Source organism: Pseudomonas sp. UMAB-08, assembly GCF_900095225.1.
Taxonomy (GTDB): domain Bacteria; phylum Pseudomonadota; class Gammaproteobacteria; order Pseudomonadales; family Pseudomonadaceae; genus Aquipseudomonas.
In genome coordinates this window covers 187,711-202,905 of sequence record NZ_LT607422.1, presented here as the reverse complement: position 1 = coordinate 202,905, position 15,195 = coordinate 187,711, and the positions used below count along the sequence as shown (strand labels likewise).

The 15,195-nt window shown below is 59.8% G+C and carries 16 protein-coding genes; 5 read left to right on the top strand and 11 right to left on the bottom strand.

Going from position 1 to position 15,195, the window contains the following annotated elements; genetic code table 11:
* Positions 1–31: 31 nt before the first annotated feature.
* From K0F75_RS16830 to phoB, 3 genes are all read right to left on the bottom strand, one after another.
* Positions 32–1,372, bottom strand: a complete 1,341-nt coding sequence (locus tag K0F75_RS16830) for a hemolysin family protein (RefSeq protein WP_219063079.1) — start codon at positions 1,370–1,372, stop codon at positions 32–34.
* 107 nt (positions 1,373–1,479) lie between these two features.
* On the bottom strand, positions 1,480–2,745 hold the full coding sequence (phoR, locus tag K0F75_RS16825; RefSeq protein WP_257604414.1) for a phosphate regulon sensor histidine kinase PhoR: 1,266 nt from the start codon (positions 2,743–2,745) through the stop codon (positions 1,480–1,482).
* 108 nt (positions 2,746–2,853) lie between these two features.
* Entirely contained in the window at positions 2,854–3,543 is a 690-nt protein-coding gene (gene phoB / locus K0F75_RS16820; protein WP_219063077.1) for a phosphate regulon transcriptional regulator PhoB, read from the bottom strand.
* A 150-nt stretch (positions 3,544–3,693) separates the two neighbouring features.
* Between phoB and K0F75_RS16815 the strand changes: the two genes are divergently transcribed.
* Complete coding sequence (locus K0F75_RS16815) at positions 3,694–4,071, top strand: hypothetical protein (protein ID WP_219063076.1); 378 nt, start codon at positions 3,694–3,696, stop codon at positions 4,069–4,071.
* A 42-nt stretch (positions 4,072–4,113) separates the two neighbouring features.
* Here K0F75_RS16815 and ubiA read toward each other — a convergent pair whose 3' ends face one another.
* Complete coding sequence (gene ubiA, locus K0F75_RS16810; protein WP_219063075.1) at positions 4,114–5,004, bottom strand: 4-hydroxybenzoate octaprenyltransferase; 891 nt, start codon at positions 5,002–5,004, stop codon at positions 4,114–4,116.
* Positions 5,004–5,522 (bottom strand): chorismate lyase, encoded by a 519-nt coding sequence (locus tag K0F75_RS16805; RefSeq protein ID WP_219063104.1) that lies wholly within the window; start codon positions 5,520–5,522, stop codon positions 5,004–5,006. The genes ubiA and K0F75_RS16805 overlap by 1 nt, the downstream gene beginning before the upstream one ends.
* Before the next feature lie 260 nt (positions 5,523–5,782).
* On the opposite strand from K0F75_RS16805, the gene K0F75_RS16800 reads away from it, so the two are divergent.
* From K0F75_RS16800 to K0F75_RS16785, 4 genes are all read left to right on the top strand, one after another.
* Positions 5,783–5,950, top strand: a complete 168-nt coding sequence (locus K0F75_RS16800; protein ID WP_017528588.1) for a rubredoxin — start codon at positions 5,783–5,785, stop codon at positions 5,948–5,950.
* 40 nt (positions 5,951–5,990) lie between these two features.
* A complete protein-coding gene (locus tag K0F75_RS16795; RefSeq protein ID WP_219063074.1) occupies positions 5,991–7,139 on the top strand; it encodes an NAD(P)/FAD-dependent oxidoreductase in 1,149 nt (382 codons plus the stop codon).
* A 189-nt stretch (positions 7,140–7,328) separates the two neighbouring features.
* Positions 7,329–7,604 (top strand): HU family DNA-binding protein, encoded by a 276-nt coding sequence (locus K0F75_RS16790; protein ID WP_219063073.1) that lies wholly within the window; start codon positions 7,329–7,331, stop codon positions 7,602–7,604.
* 253 nt (positions 7,605–7,857) lie between these two features.
* Positions 7,858–8,235: an SCP2 sterol-binding domain-containing protein gene (locus K0F75_RS16785; protein WP_219063072.1), complete on the top strand. Its 378-nt coding sequence runs from the start codon at positions 7,858–7,860 to the stop codon at positions 8,233–8,235.
* 83 nt (positions 8,236–8,318) lie between these two features.
* Here K0F75_RS16785 and K0F75_RS16780 read toward each other — a convergent pair whose 3' ends face one another.
* The 6 genes from K0F75_RS16780 to exbB form a co-directional block, all read right to left on the bottom strand.
* Entirely contained in the window at positions 8,319–9,713 is a 1,395-nt protein-coding gene (locus tag K0F75_RS16780; protein WP_219063071.1) for an aminoacyl-tRNA deacylase and HDOD domain-containing protein, read from the bottom strand.
* 76 nt (positions 9,714–9,789) lie between these two features.
* A complete protein-coding gene (recG, locus tag K0F75_RS16775; protein ID WP_219063070.1) occupies positions 9,790–11,865 on the bottom strand; it encodes an ATP-dependent DNA helicase RecG in 2,076 nt (691 codons plus the stop codon).
* 8 nt (positions 11,866–11,873) lie between these two features.
* A complete protein-coding gene (locus tag K0F75_RS16770; RefSeq protein ID WP_219063069.1) occupies positions 11,874–12,797 on the bottom strand; it encodes a hydrogen peroxide-inducible genes activator in 924 nt (307 codons plus the stop codon).
* A 93-nt stretch (positions 12,798–12,890) separates the two neighbouring features.
* Positions 12,891–13,637, bottom strand: a complete 747-nt coding sequence (locus tag K0F75_RS16765; protein WP_219063068.1) for an energy transducer TonB — start codon at positions 13,635–13,637, stop codon at positions 12,891–12,893.
* A complete protein-coding gene (exbD, locus tag K0F75_RS16760; RefSeq protein ID WP_219063067.1) occupies positions 13,634–14,062 on the bottom strand; it encodes a TonB system transport protein ExbD in 429 nt (142 codons plus the stop codon). Before exbD ends, K0F75_RS16765 begins: the two co-directional genes overlap by 4 nt.
* Positions 14,063–14,065: 3 nt before the next feature.
* Complete coding sequence (exbB, locus tag K0F75_RS16755; protein WP_219063066.1) at positions 14,066–15,037, bottom strand: tonB-system energizer ExbB; 972 nt, start codon at positions 15,035–15,037, stop codon at positions 14,066–14,068.
* Between the last annotated feature and the right edge of the window lie 158 nt (positions 15,038–15,195).

Sequence of the window (15,195 nt, the reverse complement as noted above, 5' to 3'; positions counted from 1 at the left end):
CGTCACGTGGGAACGAACAGGCCTTTCCAGGTCAATCCAGCTTGAGCACCTTGGCCAGGACGATTTTCGGCCCTTTCATCTTCTTGATGATGATGCGCAGGCCTTCGACCTCCAGCACTTCCTCTTCTTCAGGCACCCGCTTCAGGGTTTCGTAGATCAATCCGGCGAGTGTCTCCGCGTCGATGTGGTCCAGATCGATACCCAGCAGGCGCTCGATCTTGAACAACGGCGTATCGCCCCGTACCAGCAACTTGCCGGGTTGGTAGGCGAGAATGCCGCGTTCGGCCTTGCGGTGTTCGTCCTGGATATCGCCGACCAATACTTCCAGCACGTCTTCCATGGTCAGGTAACCGATGATTTTGCCGTCGGCCTCCTCAACCAGTGCGAAGTGCGCGCCACCCTTGCGGAACTGCTCCAGCAGGCGTGACAGCGGCATGTGTTTGGACACGCGCTCCAGCGGCCGGGTCAGCTCGGCGAGGTTGAACGACTCGGGGATATGGTCCAGCGCGGCCAGTTCCAGCAACAAGTCCTTGATGTGCAGCAGGCCGACGAATTCACCGCGCTCTGCATCGTAGACCGGGTAGCGGCTGAATTTGTGACGGCGGAACAGGGCCAGGATTTCCTTGAGCGGCGCATTGCAGTCCAGGGTCACCAGGTCTTCGCGGGAGTTGGCCCAGTCGACCACCTCCAGTTCGCCCATTTCGACGGCGGAGGCCAGCACGCGCATGCCTTGATCGCTCGGGTCCTGGCCTCGGCTCGAATGCAGAATCAGCTTCAGTTCTTCACGGCTGTACTGATGATCGTGATGCGGGCCGGGTTCGCCTTGGCCAGCGATGCGCAGGATGCCGTTGGCACTGGCGTTGAGCAGGTAGATCGCTGGGTACATGGTCCAATAGAACATATACAGCGGCACGGCCGTCCATAGCGACAGCAGCTCGGGCTTGCGGATCGCCCAGGATTTGGGGGCCAGCTCGCCGATAACGATGTGCAGATAAGAGATGATGAAAAACGCACTGAAGAAGGAGATGCCCTTGATCAATTCCTGCGACTGTACGCCGACCATGTCCAGCAGCGGTGCCAACAAGTGGGCAAACGCCGGCTCACCGACCCAGCCAAGGCCAAGGGAGGCGAGGGTGATACCCAACTGGCAAGCTGAAAGATAGGCGTCCAGCTGGCTGTGGACCGTGCGCAGGATATGACCGCGCCAGCCGTTTTTAACGGCGATGGATTCGACCTTGGTCGAACGCAGCTTGACCATAGCGAACTCGGCGGCAACGAAAAAGCCGTTGAGCAGAACCAGGACCATTGCAAAAAGAATCATGCCGAAATCGGCAAAAAGTGAAGCCAGGTTATAACTAGGGGAAGGGTCCATGGTGGAGTTTTAAAGGTTCCGTATTATCTAGGGGGCTGCCGCAGCCAAAGTGGCGGGCATAAGAGGGGCAATGTAGCGGCTACCGGCCAGCTTGCCTAGGGGTTTGCTCAGAGCTTGATCACTTGGGCAGGGGCAAAATGGCAGGTAAAACTGCTGCCTTTGCCCAGCACGCTGCTGATATCCAGCGTGCCGCGATGGCGTAACAACACGTGCTTGACGATGGCCAGGCCAAGCCCGGTGCCACCGGTATTGGAGGCTCGGCTGGAATCGACGCGGTAGAAACGCTCGGTCAGGCGCGGCAAATGCTTGGCCTCGATACCGGGGCCTGAATCCTGTACGCACAAGTGCGCACCTTGCTCGTCGCTCCACCAGCGGATGTGGATGGCGCCTTCGGCCGGGGTGTATTTCACCGCATTGAACACCAGATTGGAAAACGCACTGCGCAGCTCGGGCTCGCTGCCCTTGAGTCCGAGTGTGCTGTCGATTTCCAGGGTGATGCGCTGGTTGCGCTGCCCGGACAATGCCTGGGCGTCATTTTTGATGGTCTGCAACAGCGTTGATACGACGACCGGTTGGTTACCCGACGGGTAGTCGGTGGCTTCGAGTTTGGCCAGCAACAGCAAGTCATTGAGCAGGGTTTGCATGCGCGCGCCTTGCTGTTGCATCTGCTGCAGGGCACGAGCCCAGCGCGGGTTTATCTCTTCAACGTTATCGAGCAAGGTTTCCAGATAGCCACAGATCACCGTCAGTGGCGTGCGCAGCTCATGAGAGACGTTGGCGACGAAGTCTTTGCGCATCTGCTCGAGCTGATGAATGCGGGTCACATCGCGGACCAGCATCAGGTGTTCGTTGTTGCCATAGCGGGTGATGAGCAACTGCACGCGCACGCGATCATTGATCGGCGAGGGGATCTCCAGCGGCTCAAGGTAATTGTTCTGCTCGAAGTATTCTTTGAAGCGTGGATGACGCACCAGGTTGGTCACAGGCTGACCGCTGTCCTGCGGGGTTTTCAGGCCGAGCAGGGTTTCCGCCGCTCGGTTCCACCACTCCAGGTTGCCGTCGCTGTCGAGCATGATCACTGCGTCTTTGAGGGCCGCAGTGGACTCCTGAACGCGGTCGATCACCGCTTGCAACCGGCCGCGCACGCGTTGGTCGCGGCGTTGCAGCTGATAAATGCTGTCGAACACGTCGCCCCACAAACCGTACCCGTCAGGTGGTGGTTCGTCGGGTTTATGCTGGCGTAGCCACTGGTGCAGGCGCAGTAATTGTTTAAGTGTCCACGTCAGGTAAATCGCCAGCCCAATCGCCAGGCTCCAGCCGTAATAGCCGCTGATCAAACCGATCACCAGGCAGCCGGTCACCAATAGCAGCATGTGACGGATCAGGGTGCCATGCCAGTTTTGGTTCAATTAAAACGCATCCTTGTCGAGTGGGCGGTCAATCAGGCCTGTCAGCAGCCAACGCGCTAAAGACGCGCGGGATCAGCTCTTGGTAGAAAAACGGTAACCAGTGCCGCGAACAGTTTGAACCAGATTCTCGTAGGCGTCGCCGAGGGCTTTGCGCAGGCGTCGGATATGCACGTCTACGGTGCGCTCTTCGACATACACGTTGCCGCCCCACACCTGATCGAGCAATTGACCACGGGTGTAGGCACGCTCCTGGTGGGTCATGAAAAATTGCAGCAAACGGTATTCGGTCGGGCCCATTTCCGCGGGTTTGCCGTCGATGGTGACGCGGTGGCTGATCGGATCGAGTAACAGGCCGCCGACTTCAATCGGTGCTTCGACATCGCTCGGCCCGGCGCGGCGTAACACAGCCTTGAGGCGTGCGACCAGTTCGCGGGGTGAGAACGGTTTGGTGATGTAGTCGTCGGCGCCGACTTCCAGGCCCTGGATCTTGTTGTCCTCTTCACCCTTGGCGGTAAGCATGATGATCGGGATGTCCCCGGTCAGCTCGTCGCGCTTGAGCCTGCGGGCCAATTCGATGCCCGAAGTGCCAGGCAGCATCCAGTCGAGCAAAATCAGGTCCGGTTTGCGGTCAACGATGATGGCATGGGCTTGCTGGGAGTTTTCGGCTTCCATGCAATCGTAGCCGGCCATTTCCAACGCAACGGCGATCATTTCGCGAATAGGCGCTTCGTCGTCAACTATCAGAATGCTCCTGCCAGCCATGCTCGGTCCTCTTGTCATTTAACTGTCTTGAGCCGCATTAGATAACGGAATTATTGCAGTCGTGTGACAGCCTGGGGATGGCCAGTATGCCTGCGTATTTTGGGTCTAAGCTTAGAGCTCGCTCTTAAAACAAAAAGAGGATGCATCCAAATGACTAAAATCTCGAAAACCTTGCTTGGCGTGTTCACCGCGGCGGCCCTGGCTTCGTCCGGGATGGCGTTCGCTGCGGACCCTGCCATGGTCAAGAATGGAATGATGGTCGATCAGAAGGGGATGACGCTGTACACCTTCGACAAGGACGCTGACGGTAAGTCAATGTGCAATGGCTCGTGCGCTGAAAGCTGGCCACCCCTGATGGCGCCTGCCGATGGCAAGGCTGCTGGCGAGTGGACAATGATCAAGCGTGACGACGGCAAGATGCAGTGGGCCTACGACGGCAAACCGCTCTACACCTTCAAAATGGACAAAAAAGCGGGAGACATGATGGGCGACGGCAAAATGGACATGTGGCACGCCGCCAAGCATTAAGCGCCAGGCTGTTGCGTTAGCCGTCTGCTTGAATTCTGGCGGTTAACGCAGTGCATAATCGGCGACGATGCCGACAAAAATGGCCAGCCCCGCCCAATGGTTATGCAAAAACGCCTTGAAGCAGCGTTGCGGCTCACGATTGCGCGTGTACCAGAACTCCCAGACAAAGCACCCGGCGGCCACCAGCAGACCCAGGTGGAAGCACGTGCCCAGCTCAAAGCGTGATCCGGCCAGCAGCAGACAGCCCAGCGCCAGGCCCTGCAAACCCAGAATAATCACGCGGTCGGCGTCGCCGAACAGCACTGCCGTGGATTTGACCCCGATTTTCAGGTCGTCTTCGCGGTCGGTCATCGCGTAGTAGGTGTCGTAGCCCACAGTCCACAGCAGGTTAGCGATGTACAGCAACCAGGCCGCTGCTGGCAGGTCGCCGGTCTCGGCGGTGAACGCCATCGGCATGCCCCACGAAAACGCTGCACCCAGTACCACCTGCGGGTAGTAGGTGTAGCGCTTCATGAAGGGGTAGCACGCCGCCAGTGCCAGACCGCCGAACGACAGCCAGACGGTCAGCGAGTTGGTGAGCAACACCAGGAGAAAACTCAAGCCCACCAGCACCGCGAACAACACCAACGCTTCACGCGAGCTGACCTTGCCGCTGACCAGCGGGCGCTGCTCGGTACGTTTGACGTGGCCGTCGACTTTACGGTCGGCGAAGTCATTGATCACGCAACCGGCGGCACGCATCAGAATCACGCCGATCACGAAAATCAGCAGATTGCTCAAAGACGGCACGCCCTTGGCCGCGATCCACAGCGCCCACAGGGTCGGCCACAGCAGCAGGTAAATGCCGATGGGTTTGTCGACGCGGGTCAGCTGGATAAAGTCCCAGGCCCTTGGATTCAGGCGGTTCAGCGATTTAAGCAGGCTCAGGTACATCAATGACGCTCCGTAACAACGGGCCCGGCGACTTCAATCGCGTGCCACAGATTCGGCAGAAAGACCTCGGCCACCAACAGACTCAAGGCGCCACGGCTGAAACATGAGCGTCGGCCCCATAAGCCTTCGACAGCATCATCAGCGGGCAGCCACGCGGCAGGGTAGTGGCACACCTCGAGGGCGCCGCGTTCGAACGCCGCGTCGCAAAACAGCAGCTCGCCCAGTGACCGCGTGCCCAGCTCATCCATATTCAGCCCGCCTTCCAGCAGGGCGCTTTGTGCCGCGACGCTACGGGCAAAGACCCACTTCCGGGCATTGCCGCGCAAATACACCTCGCGCACCCAGCCAAGGCTTTGAACGGGCAAGTCCAGCGCTGCGCATTCGTCCGCGCGCAGGGTTTGCCAGCCCTCGAACAGCGGGGTCACGCTGAAACCATTGGCAGAGAGGCGAGTGAGACGGCGGGTCAGCGAGTCCTGATTGAATAGCCAATCGAGGGTTACAGGCTCGGGCAACTCCATCAGCTGATTTTGCTGGAGCCAGTCGGGGGCAACAAGAAGAAGGCGTTGGTGGGACACGGTGGGTAATTATTGGCAACAGTCGAAGCGGCGAGCTTAGCATGTTTGATTGCGGGGCCTGACCCCTGAGGACAGCCCTGTTGCGTCGATCGCGCTTGCATCTGGACGCCCCGATCAGTACAAAACGCCCTGAGCCTGGCGGCAATCGCGTTACCCATCGACCGCCTGGGCCAGGACAGCCTGAGAACCGAGAGTATTTACCGATGAAGAAGTGGCAGTGCATTGTGTGTGGCTTGATCTATAACGAGGCTGACGGCTGGCCGGACGACGGCATCGCGCCGGGAACCCGCTGGGAAGACGTGCCTGCGGACTGGCTGTGCCCGGACTGTGGTGTGGGCAAAATGGATTTTGAAATGATCGAAATCGGCTGATCTGCCGTTCGACCTTTTGCACCTCAATCAGGAGAACCGAATGAACGCACCTGTCGTAATCGTAGGCACCGGCCTGGCGGGCTACAACCTCGCCCGGGAATTTCGCAAGCTCGATGGCGAAACGCCGCTGCTGCTGATTACCGCGGATGACGGACGTTCCTACTCCAAGCCAATGCTCTCCACCGGCTTTGGGAAGAATAAGGAAGCCGATGGCTTGAGCATGGCCGAACCCGGCGCCATGGCTGAGCAATTGAAAGCCGAAGTGCGCACTCATACGCGTATCAGCGGCATCGATCCGGGGCACAAGCGCCTGTGGATTGGCGAAGAGGCCGTGTACTACCGCGACCTGATCCTCGCCTGGGGCGCTGAAACCGTGCGTGTCCCTGTAGAGGGTGATGCCAGTGACGCGATATTCCCGATCAACGATCTTGAGGATTACGCACGGTTTCGCGCTGCGGCCGCAGGCAAACATCGGGTGCTGCTGCTGGGCGCCGGTTTGATTGGTTGCGAGTTCGCCAACGACCTGATCATCGGTGGCTATGAAGTGGACCTGGTTGCGCCTTGTGAGCAAGTCATGCCGACGTTACTTCACCCGGCAGCCGCTGCTGCGGTGCAAGCAGGCCTGGAAGAGCTGGGTGCGCGTTTCCACCTGGGGCCGGTGCTGACGCGCCTGCTACGTACCGAGCAGGGGCTGGAGGCCCACCTTTCCGATGGAGAAGTGCTCCCGTGTGACGTGGTGGTCTCAGCCATTGGCTTGCGTCCGCGTGTCGATCTGGCCGCTGCAGCAGGATTGCAGACCGGTCGCGGGATTGTGGTCGATCGTCATTTGCAGACATCCCACGCCAATATCTTCGCGCTGGGCGACTGCGCGGAAGTCGATGGCTTGAATCTGCTCTACGTCATGCCGCTGATGAGCTGCGCGCGTGCACTGGCGCAAACCCTTGCCGGCAACCCGACTGCGGTCAGTTATGGCCCTATGCCGATCACCGTAAAAACCCCGGTGTGTCCATTGGTGGTTTCACCCGTACCGCGCGGCATGGAAGGGGTTTGGACCGTTGAAGGGCAGGGTGCCGATATCAAGGCCCTGTGCCGCGACGCCAGCGGCAACCTGCTGGGTTACGCCCTGACCGGCACCGCCGTTATGGAAAAAATGGCCCTGAACAAAGGTTTGCCGCCCCTCTTGGCGTAAATACGGGTCGTTCTGTCGGATAAGCCCCGTTTTTGTTTCTACAAACGTCGCGCACAGGCTGGCGCGGGCCCCGACGGCATGCCATCCTCATTCTCGTCTGCCGCATAGTAGAGCTGTTGCGGCGCCTTGGTCGCTGTTCGGGAAGAACAGCACGGACATAACAACAAAAAAACGTCAAAGAGGCTTTATATGCGTAAACCAGAACTCGCAGCCGCCATTGCTGAAAAAGCGGATCTCACTAAAGAACAAGCCAACAAGGTACTCAACGCAGTGCTTGAAGAGATCACCGGCGCACTGCATCGTAAAGACAGCGTCACCTTGGTGGGATTCGGCACCTTCTTGCAGCGTCACCGCGGTGCCCGCACCGGCAAAAACCCGCAAACCGGTGAGCCAGTCAAAATCAAGGCGAGCAACACCGTGGCCTTCAAACCTGGCAAATTTTTGAAAGACAGCGTTAATCCTTAATCTGCTCGACGCCTCAGCGGGAGGCGAGCAGCAGCAAAAAATGGGCATACCAATCGGGTTGGCAGGTTGGGTGCCTATTTTTTTGCATTGAAAAAGGTGGGGTGTGCTGACCTGAAATTGTCGAACAATCTGGTTCCAGTAGCGATCCTCGCCGATCGAGTAACATTTCACTACTGTTGCAGGTGCTGCAAACCGCTACACTGCGCCGCTGGCCGCTTTTGACCTGAGCGGCGTCCCCGTTGAGGCTGTGTGCATGAAATTTCGTTTTCTCCTGTGGATGCTCGGCCGAATGATGGCCAAAGCCAGCCGCAACAATCCCGCTTTTCAGAATCAATTGGCCGGTAAAGAATTGACCTTCCAGCTGCAGACGTTCGACGGCACGGTCGCGCGCCATTTCGTCGTGAGCGGCCAGCGCCTCATCAGCCGTCCAGGCGTGATCGCTGAGCCAGCGTTCTCGATTTCGTTCAAGGATGCTGCGTTCGGTTTCGCCACGATGCGGGCTAAAAACAAGCAATTGGCGTTTATGCAGGGGATTCAGGACAAGGACATCCATATCACGGGTAATCCGGGCCTGGTGATCTGGTTTCAGGGCTTGACCAAGTTCCTCAAGCCGAAGAAGAAAGCGGTCTGAGATCACCTGCAGGAGATGTTGCCCCGTCTTCGACATTGCGCTGTCGCGCAGCAAACGGGGTCTCTCCTGCAGGGTGTGACTGTTTAAGCGAATTGCGACGCCAGTTCGCGCAACAGTACTTCGGCTTCCAGTACCTTTTTCACCGACTCTTCGGCTTTTTCGCGCGGCAGACCCAAGCGTTCGAACAGTTCGTCCGGGATGTCCTCTTCCGGCCCTGAACCGATGCCGTTTTTACGCAGCAAGCGCACCGACAGGCACACCAGATTCGCGTACTCGCAATGAGCGCCAGCGTAGGACGGATCGTGCTGGAAGCGCAGCGCCGTGGCCAACTCCTCAGGCATATCCCAGTAGCGCATCAGCCAGGCACCGATCTGTTCGCGGCTGATGCCCAGCAAATGCTGCTCGACGTAGCTGTGGCACAGGTGCGGATTGACCTCCAGATGGCGGCAGATCAGCGAGAAATGCGGTGGGAAGACGTGGGCCAGCAGCAGGTAACCGAAGTTGTGCAGCAAACCGGCGAGGTACGTCAGACCGGCTTCCGGACGCTGTGCCCGAGGCATGGCGCGGGTCAGGCCTTCGATCACGGCCGCAGTGTAGATCGACTGCTGCCAGTAAGGCGTGGTGTGTTGCGGATGGTCCTTGGGCAGGCTCAGGGTTTTCCCAAGCGCCAGACCCAAGGCCAGGTTGATCACCAGGTCGAAGCCAAGCACGCGGACGATGGCGTCTTCCACCGAGCGGATCTTGCCGGGCGACGCGTAGTAAGGCGAAGCGGCCCAGCTGACCACCTGTGCCGCCAACGCCGGGTCGGTCTCGACCACGCCGGTGATGTCGTCAATCGTGGCGTTGGGATCGACCCGCAGCTTGATGATTTTTTGCGCGGTCTCGGCCAGCGGTGGAATTTCCAGCGTCTCTTCCAGACGTTGCTGAATGCGACGTGCGGTGAAGGCGTGCATCGCCTGGATGATTTCCTCGCGGTCATCGTCCGGGCGGTCAAGGTTGGGCCGGATCAAGCTCAATGGTTCGCCGAACGTTGCCGCGCTGGCTTTGCTCATCATGCCTTTGAAGGCCTCGCTGGAGATTTCCAGCAACAGGCCCGGTTCGCCGGAATTGATCAGCAGCGTCGGCTCTTCCAGCAATCGCTCTTCGTACAGGCACGGTGAGCCGTTCAGCGCAGGCAGGCCAGGCAGCATGCTCTGGTTGAATTTACCGAGCATGCGATCGAGGCGTTCTTGAGGAATGGCGGTCAGCGTGCGTCCAGTCAACTCGGCGAGACGGTTGAGGTCCAGCAGATGGCTCTGCGGAAACAGGACCAGCAGCGCGCCAACGGCGTCGCCGAGGAGTACGGCCTGGACTCTCTGCGAGGCAGGAAGGCTCGTGTCATCCATGACTTCCCGGTAGCTGACGGCTAATTTGCCGAACAGCGCCCGAATGACAGACGGAGCGGGCGGGGTTGCATCGGCGAAGGCAACTTCTGTCATGACTTGTATCCAGATTGTTACAATTTAGGGAGTATAACCAGCTTAGTTATCCGGCGTCGTTATCGACGCACACTCTTCATACCTGTCCATATTGCTGGCCATGACGCAGCCAGCGCTCCAGCAGTGGGCTTACATGTTGGGGCCAGCGTTCGAGCAAGGCTTGTGCGGCGTCCCTGACGGCTGGCAACAGGTCTGCGTCGCGCATCAGGTCGGCGACCTTGAATTGCAGCAAGCCAGTCTGCCGGGTGCCGAGCATTTCGCCAGGGCCGCGCAGTTCTAAATCTTTTTCAGCGATGACGAAACCATCATTGGTCTCGCGCATGATGCCCAGTCGTTGCCGACCAATCTGCGACAGGGGTGGATGATAGAGCAATACACAATGACTCGCGGCGCTGCCCCGTCCGACGCGCCCGCGCAACTGGTGCAATTGCGCCAGGCCCAGACGTTCGGGGTTTTCGATAATCATCAGGCTGGCATTGGGTACATCGACGCCAACCTCGATCACCGTGGTTGCCACCAACAGTTGCAAGGCGCCTTGTTTGAACTCGGCCATGACGGCGGCTTTTTCCGCGGGTTTCATGCGCCCGTGGATCAAGCCCACGCGCAACTCGCCCAAGGCGCTGGTCAACTCTTCGAATGAGGTTTCGGCGGCCTGGCAGGTGAGCTCTTCGGACTCTTCGATCAGGGTGCAGACCCAATAGGCCTGACGCCCTTCAGCGCAGGCCGCGCGAACGCGTTCGACGACTTCACCCCGGCGACTGTCGACCACCAGCACAGTATTGACCGGTGTGCGGCCCGGTGGGAGTTCGTCGAGGATCGAGGTGTCGAGGTCGGCGTAGGCGCTCATGGCCAGGGTGCGCGGGATGGGCGTTGCGGTCATGATCAGCTGATGCGGGCACATCAGACCGCCGACGCCCTTTTTGCGGAGGGCCAGACGCTGTTGCACGCCGAAGCGGTGCTGTTCATCGATGATGACCAGCGCCAGATTCTTGAACTGCACTTCGTCCTGAAACAGCGCATGGGTGCCCACTACCATGGGTGTACCGCCAGCAATTTGCTCCAGCGAGGCGACCCGGGCTTTGCCCTTGAGCTTGCCAGCCAGCCACGCGACATCAACGCCCAAGGGTTCGAGCCAGCGTTTGAAGTTGACGTAATGCTGTTCAGCCAGAATTTCGGTCGGCGCCATCAGCGCCACCTGATAACCCGCTTCCAGTGCCTGCAAGGCGGCCAGAGCCGCGACCACGGTTTTGCCCGCGCCGACATCGCCCTGAATCAGACGCAGCATGGGTTCTGGCTGGCTCAGGTCATAAGCGACTTCGTTGCCGACCCGTTGCTGCGCGCCAGTGGGTGCAAAACCAAGGTTGGCGAGGAACTGTGGTGGCAGCTTTGTGGCCTTGGGCAATGCCGGTGCGCGCTGCGACCGCAAGCTTTCACGCAGGCGCTGCTGCGACAGCTGATGGGTCAGCAACTCTTCGAATGCCAAGCGGTGCTGGGCCCAGTGATGGCCGAGGGCAAGCTCTTCCAGGTCGGCGTTCGCGGGCGGATGGTGCAAATAACGAATGGCTTCATCCAGCGGCGCCAGTTGATAGTCGCGGGCCAGCTCTTCAGGCAGCCAGTCAGGCAGACTTTTGGGGCCCAGCAGCGCCAGGCTTTGCTGGCACAGCTGGCGCAAACGCTGCTGAGTCAGGCCTTCGGTGGTTGGATAAATGGGCGTGAGGGTCTGTTCTACCGGGATGCGCTCATCGTCGGTCAGTGCGCGGTATTCCGGATGATAGATTTCCAGCCCGGACGCGCCGGGCCTGGCTTCACCGTAGCAGCGCAAATGGGTGCCGCGTTTCATTCCCTCCTTTTGCGCATTGCTGAAGTGATAAAAGCGCAGGCTGAGCGTGCCCGTGCCGTCGCCCAGGCGCACCAGCAGGCTGCGGCGCTTGCCCATGACCACATCGGCGCCGCTGACCACCCCTTCGATCACTGCGTCCTGGCCCGGACGCAACGCACCGATGGGCACGACGCGGGTCCGGTCCTGATAACGCAGGGGCAAGTGGAACAGGACGTCCTGAAGATTTTCGAGGCCTACCTTGGCCAGTTTCTCGGCCATGGCCGCGCCGACGCCTTTAAGCGCCGTGACGGAGACGTGGGACAACTCGCTCATGTTGCGACTTAGCTCGCTTCTACTTTAGGCCGGGTCACCGAGCACAGGCGCACGGAGTCGGCGAGAATCTCGATCGCCTTGGGCCGAGGGAAGCTCGCGCGCCAGGCGATCGCCACGGTGCGGAACGGCACCGGAGGGGTCAGCGGACGCACTTCGATGATGCCAGGAGCATAGTGATGGCTGTCGACGGCGGACATCGGCAAGATTGAGATGCCCAGGCCTGAAGCGACCATGTGCCGAATGGTTTCCAGCGAGCTGGATTCGACGGTGGTGTGCTTGGCGCCTTCGCTGCCTTTGGCCAGTGTCGGGCACGCTTCGAGTACCTGATCACGGAAACAGTGACCTTCGCCGAGCAGCAACAGGCTCTTGTCGTTCAGCGCAGCGGCGTCGATGGACTCTGTCTGGGTCCAGGGGTGGTCCGCAGGCATCAGTACGTAGAACGGCTCGTCGTACAGCGGCAAGGTGAGCACATCGGCTTCATTGAACGGCAGGGCAATGATAATCGCGTCCAACTCACCGTTGCGCAGTTTGTCGCGCAGGATATGGGTGAAGTTTTCTTCGATGTACAACGGCATTTGCGGGGCGACCCGGTGCAGTTGCGGAATCAGGTGCGGGAACAGGTACGGGCCAACGGTGTAGATCGCGCCGACTTTGAGCGGCGCGGTCAGCTGGTTCTTGCCGGCCTGGGCCAGTTCGCGGATGCCTTGAGCCTGTTCGAGCACTTTTTGCGCTTGAGCGACGATCCCTTCGCCGACCGGGGTCAGGCGAACGGCGCTCTTGCTGCGCTCGAAAATCAGCACGCCAAGTTCATCTTCCAGCTTTTTCACGCCCACGGAGAGGGTTGGCTGGCTGACGTGGCAGCGCTCGGCCGCGTGGCCGAAATGTTGCTCCTGGGCGAGCGTAACGATGTAGCGCAATTCTGTAAGGGTCATAGCGTGCGTCCATGAAGTAGCGACCCCAGCATAGCGGCTGCAATCGATAGACGCACGTTATCAGCTGTACTCCAGTCAATCAAAATTACGATTTCAGCGTTTATCCAGGGAATAAACGAAAGGGGCGAGTATTTCCACTGCGCCGTTAGTCAGTGCCTCAGCAGGTGGCTTGGGCAACGGTTGCGCACGTCGGATCATTTCCAGGGTGGCTCGGTCCAGCGCGGTGCTCCCGGAGTTGCCCGCCAGCGAAAAGGACAGGACCCGGCCTTCGGCATCGACGACAAAGCGCAGGCTGACCGTCCCTTGGGTGCCGCGACGGCGAGCGTCTTCGGGGTAGCGTTTGTACTTGGCCAGATGCTGCTGCAAGTCGGATTGCCAATTGCGCTTCGCATGACTGTCTGACGGTGTGCTGGATGGCTGCGGCGCTGCGGCGGCTTTTTCAGGTTTGGCGTCCGTCGGCGGCGTATCCACTGGTTTTTCCTCGGCCGGCTTTTCTTGCGGCGGCTCCGGTTTTTTCTGCGGTTTGGGCGGCTGTGGCTTGGCTTTTGGCTTGATAACCGGCTTGGGAATGGCGATTTCCGGCTTCGGCGCTTCAGCGAGCTTCGGCAGCGGCAGGGTTTCCACCGGCGTCGGTGGTTGCGGCGGCTGCAAGACCTTGGGCGGCGGTGGTGGTGCGGGCGCTGGCAACGGCGCCAGTTCGACCATCATCGCAGCAGGAGGCAGTTCGATTGCCTGGGGTGCCGACCAGCGCATCGCGACGATAATCGCGATGGCGTGAACGGCGAGCACCAACAACAGACTACCGCTATAGCGCGTCAGTTTTTGGCGCAGAGTCGTCATTTCTTACCAACCGTCTCGAGGCCCACGAGGCCGACTTTCAGGTAGCCAGCACCGCGCAAGGCGTTCATCACCTCCATCAGGTCGCCGTAGTCCACGCCCTTGTCGGCCTGGAAGAAAATCGTCGTGTCCTTCTTGCCCTTGGTCTTGGCGTCGAGCACTTGGCCAAGCTGTTCACGACTGATTTTTTCTTCGCCGAGGAACAGGCTCTGATCCGTCTTGACGCTGAGAAACAACGGTTTTTCGGGCCGAGCAACCGGCTTGGCGGTGGAGGCGGGGAGGTCGACTTTGATATCGACCGTCGCCAACGGTGCGGCCACCATGAAAATGATCAGCAGCACCAACATGACGTCGATAAACGGCGTGACGTTGATTTCGTGGTTCTCGACGAGATCGTCGCCACTGTTTTCGTTCAGATGCAGGCCCATGGTTTACCCCACTTTAACCACGTGAGGCTGCTGGCTACGCTCGGCCGGCAGGTGATCGAGGTCACGACTGACCAGCAGCAGGACGTGTGCCGAGGCATCGGAAACCTGGGCTTTATACCCCGCGATGGAGCGGGCGAAAACGTTGTAGATCACCACGGCCGGAATCGCGGCAACCAGCCCAAGCGCGGTAGCCAGCAGGGCTTCGGCAATACCGGGGGCGACCACGGCAAGGTTGGTAGTCTGGGTTTTGGCGATGCCGATGAAGCTGTTCATGATGCCCCATACGGTGCCGAAGAGGCCGACGAAGGGCGCGGTGGAACCGATGGTCGCGAGCACGCCGGTGCCGTTGCTCATGTTGCGGCCACAGGCTGCAACCAGGCGTTCCAGACGGAAGCTGACCCGCTCCTTGATGCCTTCGCGCTCACGGCTGTTGGCCGACAGGCGCATTTCTTCGAGGGCGTCATGCACTAACAGGTGGGCCAGCGTGCCTTCTTTACTGGCGCTGTCGCTGGCTTCCTTGAGGGTACGGGCCTTTTTCAGGTTGACGATTTCGCCGCGCAGACGACGCTTGGCGCCCAACAACTCAAAGCCTTTGGCGATCCAGATTGTCCAGGTGATGATCGAGGCGATGGCCAGACCGATCAGGACGATTTTCACGATGATGTCGGCATGCTGGTACATGCCCCAAGGCGACAGGTCGTTGGCCATACCGAGGCTGTTGTCATCGACAACGGCTGCGCCTTCATTTTGCTCGACAACCGGAGTGGCGTCGGCGGGGACTGCGGCAGGGGCGACAGCGCCATTGGCGGGTGCGGCAGCGACAGCCTGGACGGCGGGCGAAGCAGCGGCGACCGGTTCATTGGCAAAAGCGCCGGGAGCCAGCATCAGGCTGAGCATCAACGCAGCAATGCCGCGCCATGCGCGCGGCAGGCTGGCAGGCTTGGTGGGCGAAGCGGGGGATTGAATACGTGTCATGCTGGCCTGACCTGAGAGAAAAAAGGGGGCTTCGTTCTGCCACTTCGCGCCAGGCATATGACCGGAAGGGCAGAGCAAACGGGCCCGCATTATTGCAAATAATTCTTGTTAACAACAAGTGGTGCAGTATCTTTTCCCTGTTGGCGGTAGGTTTCTGA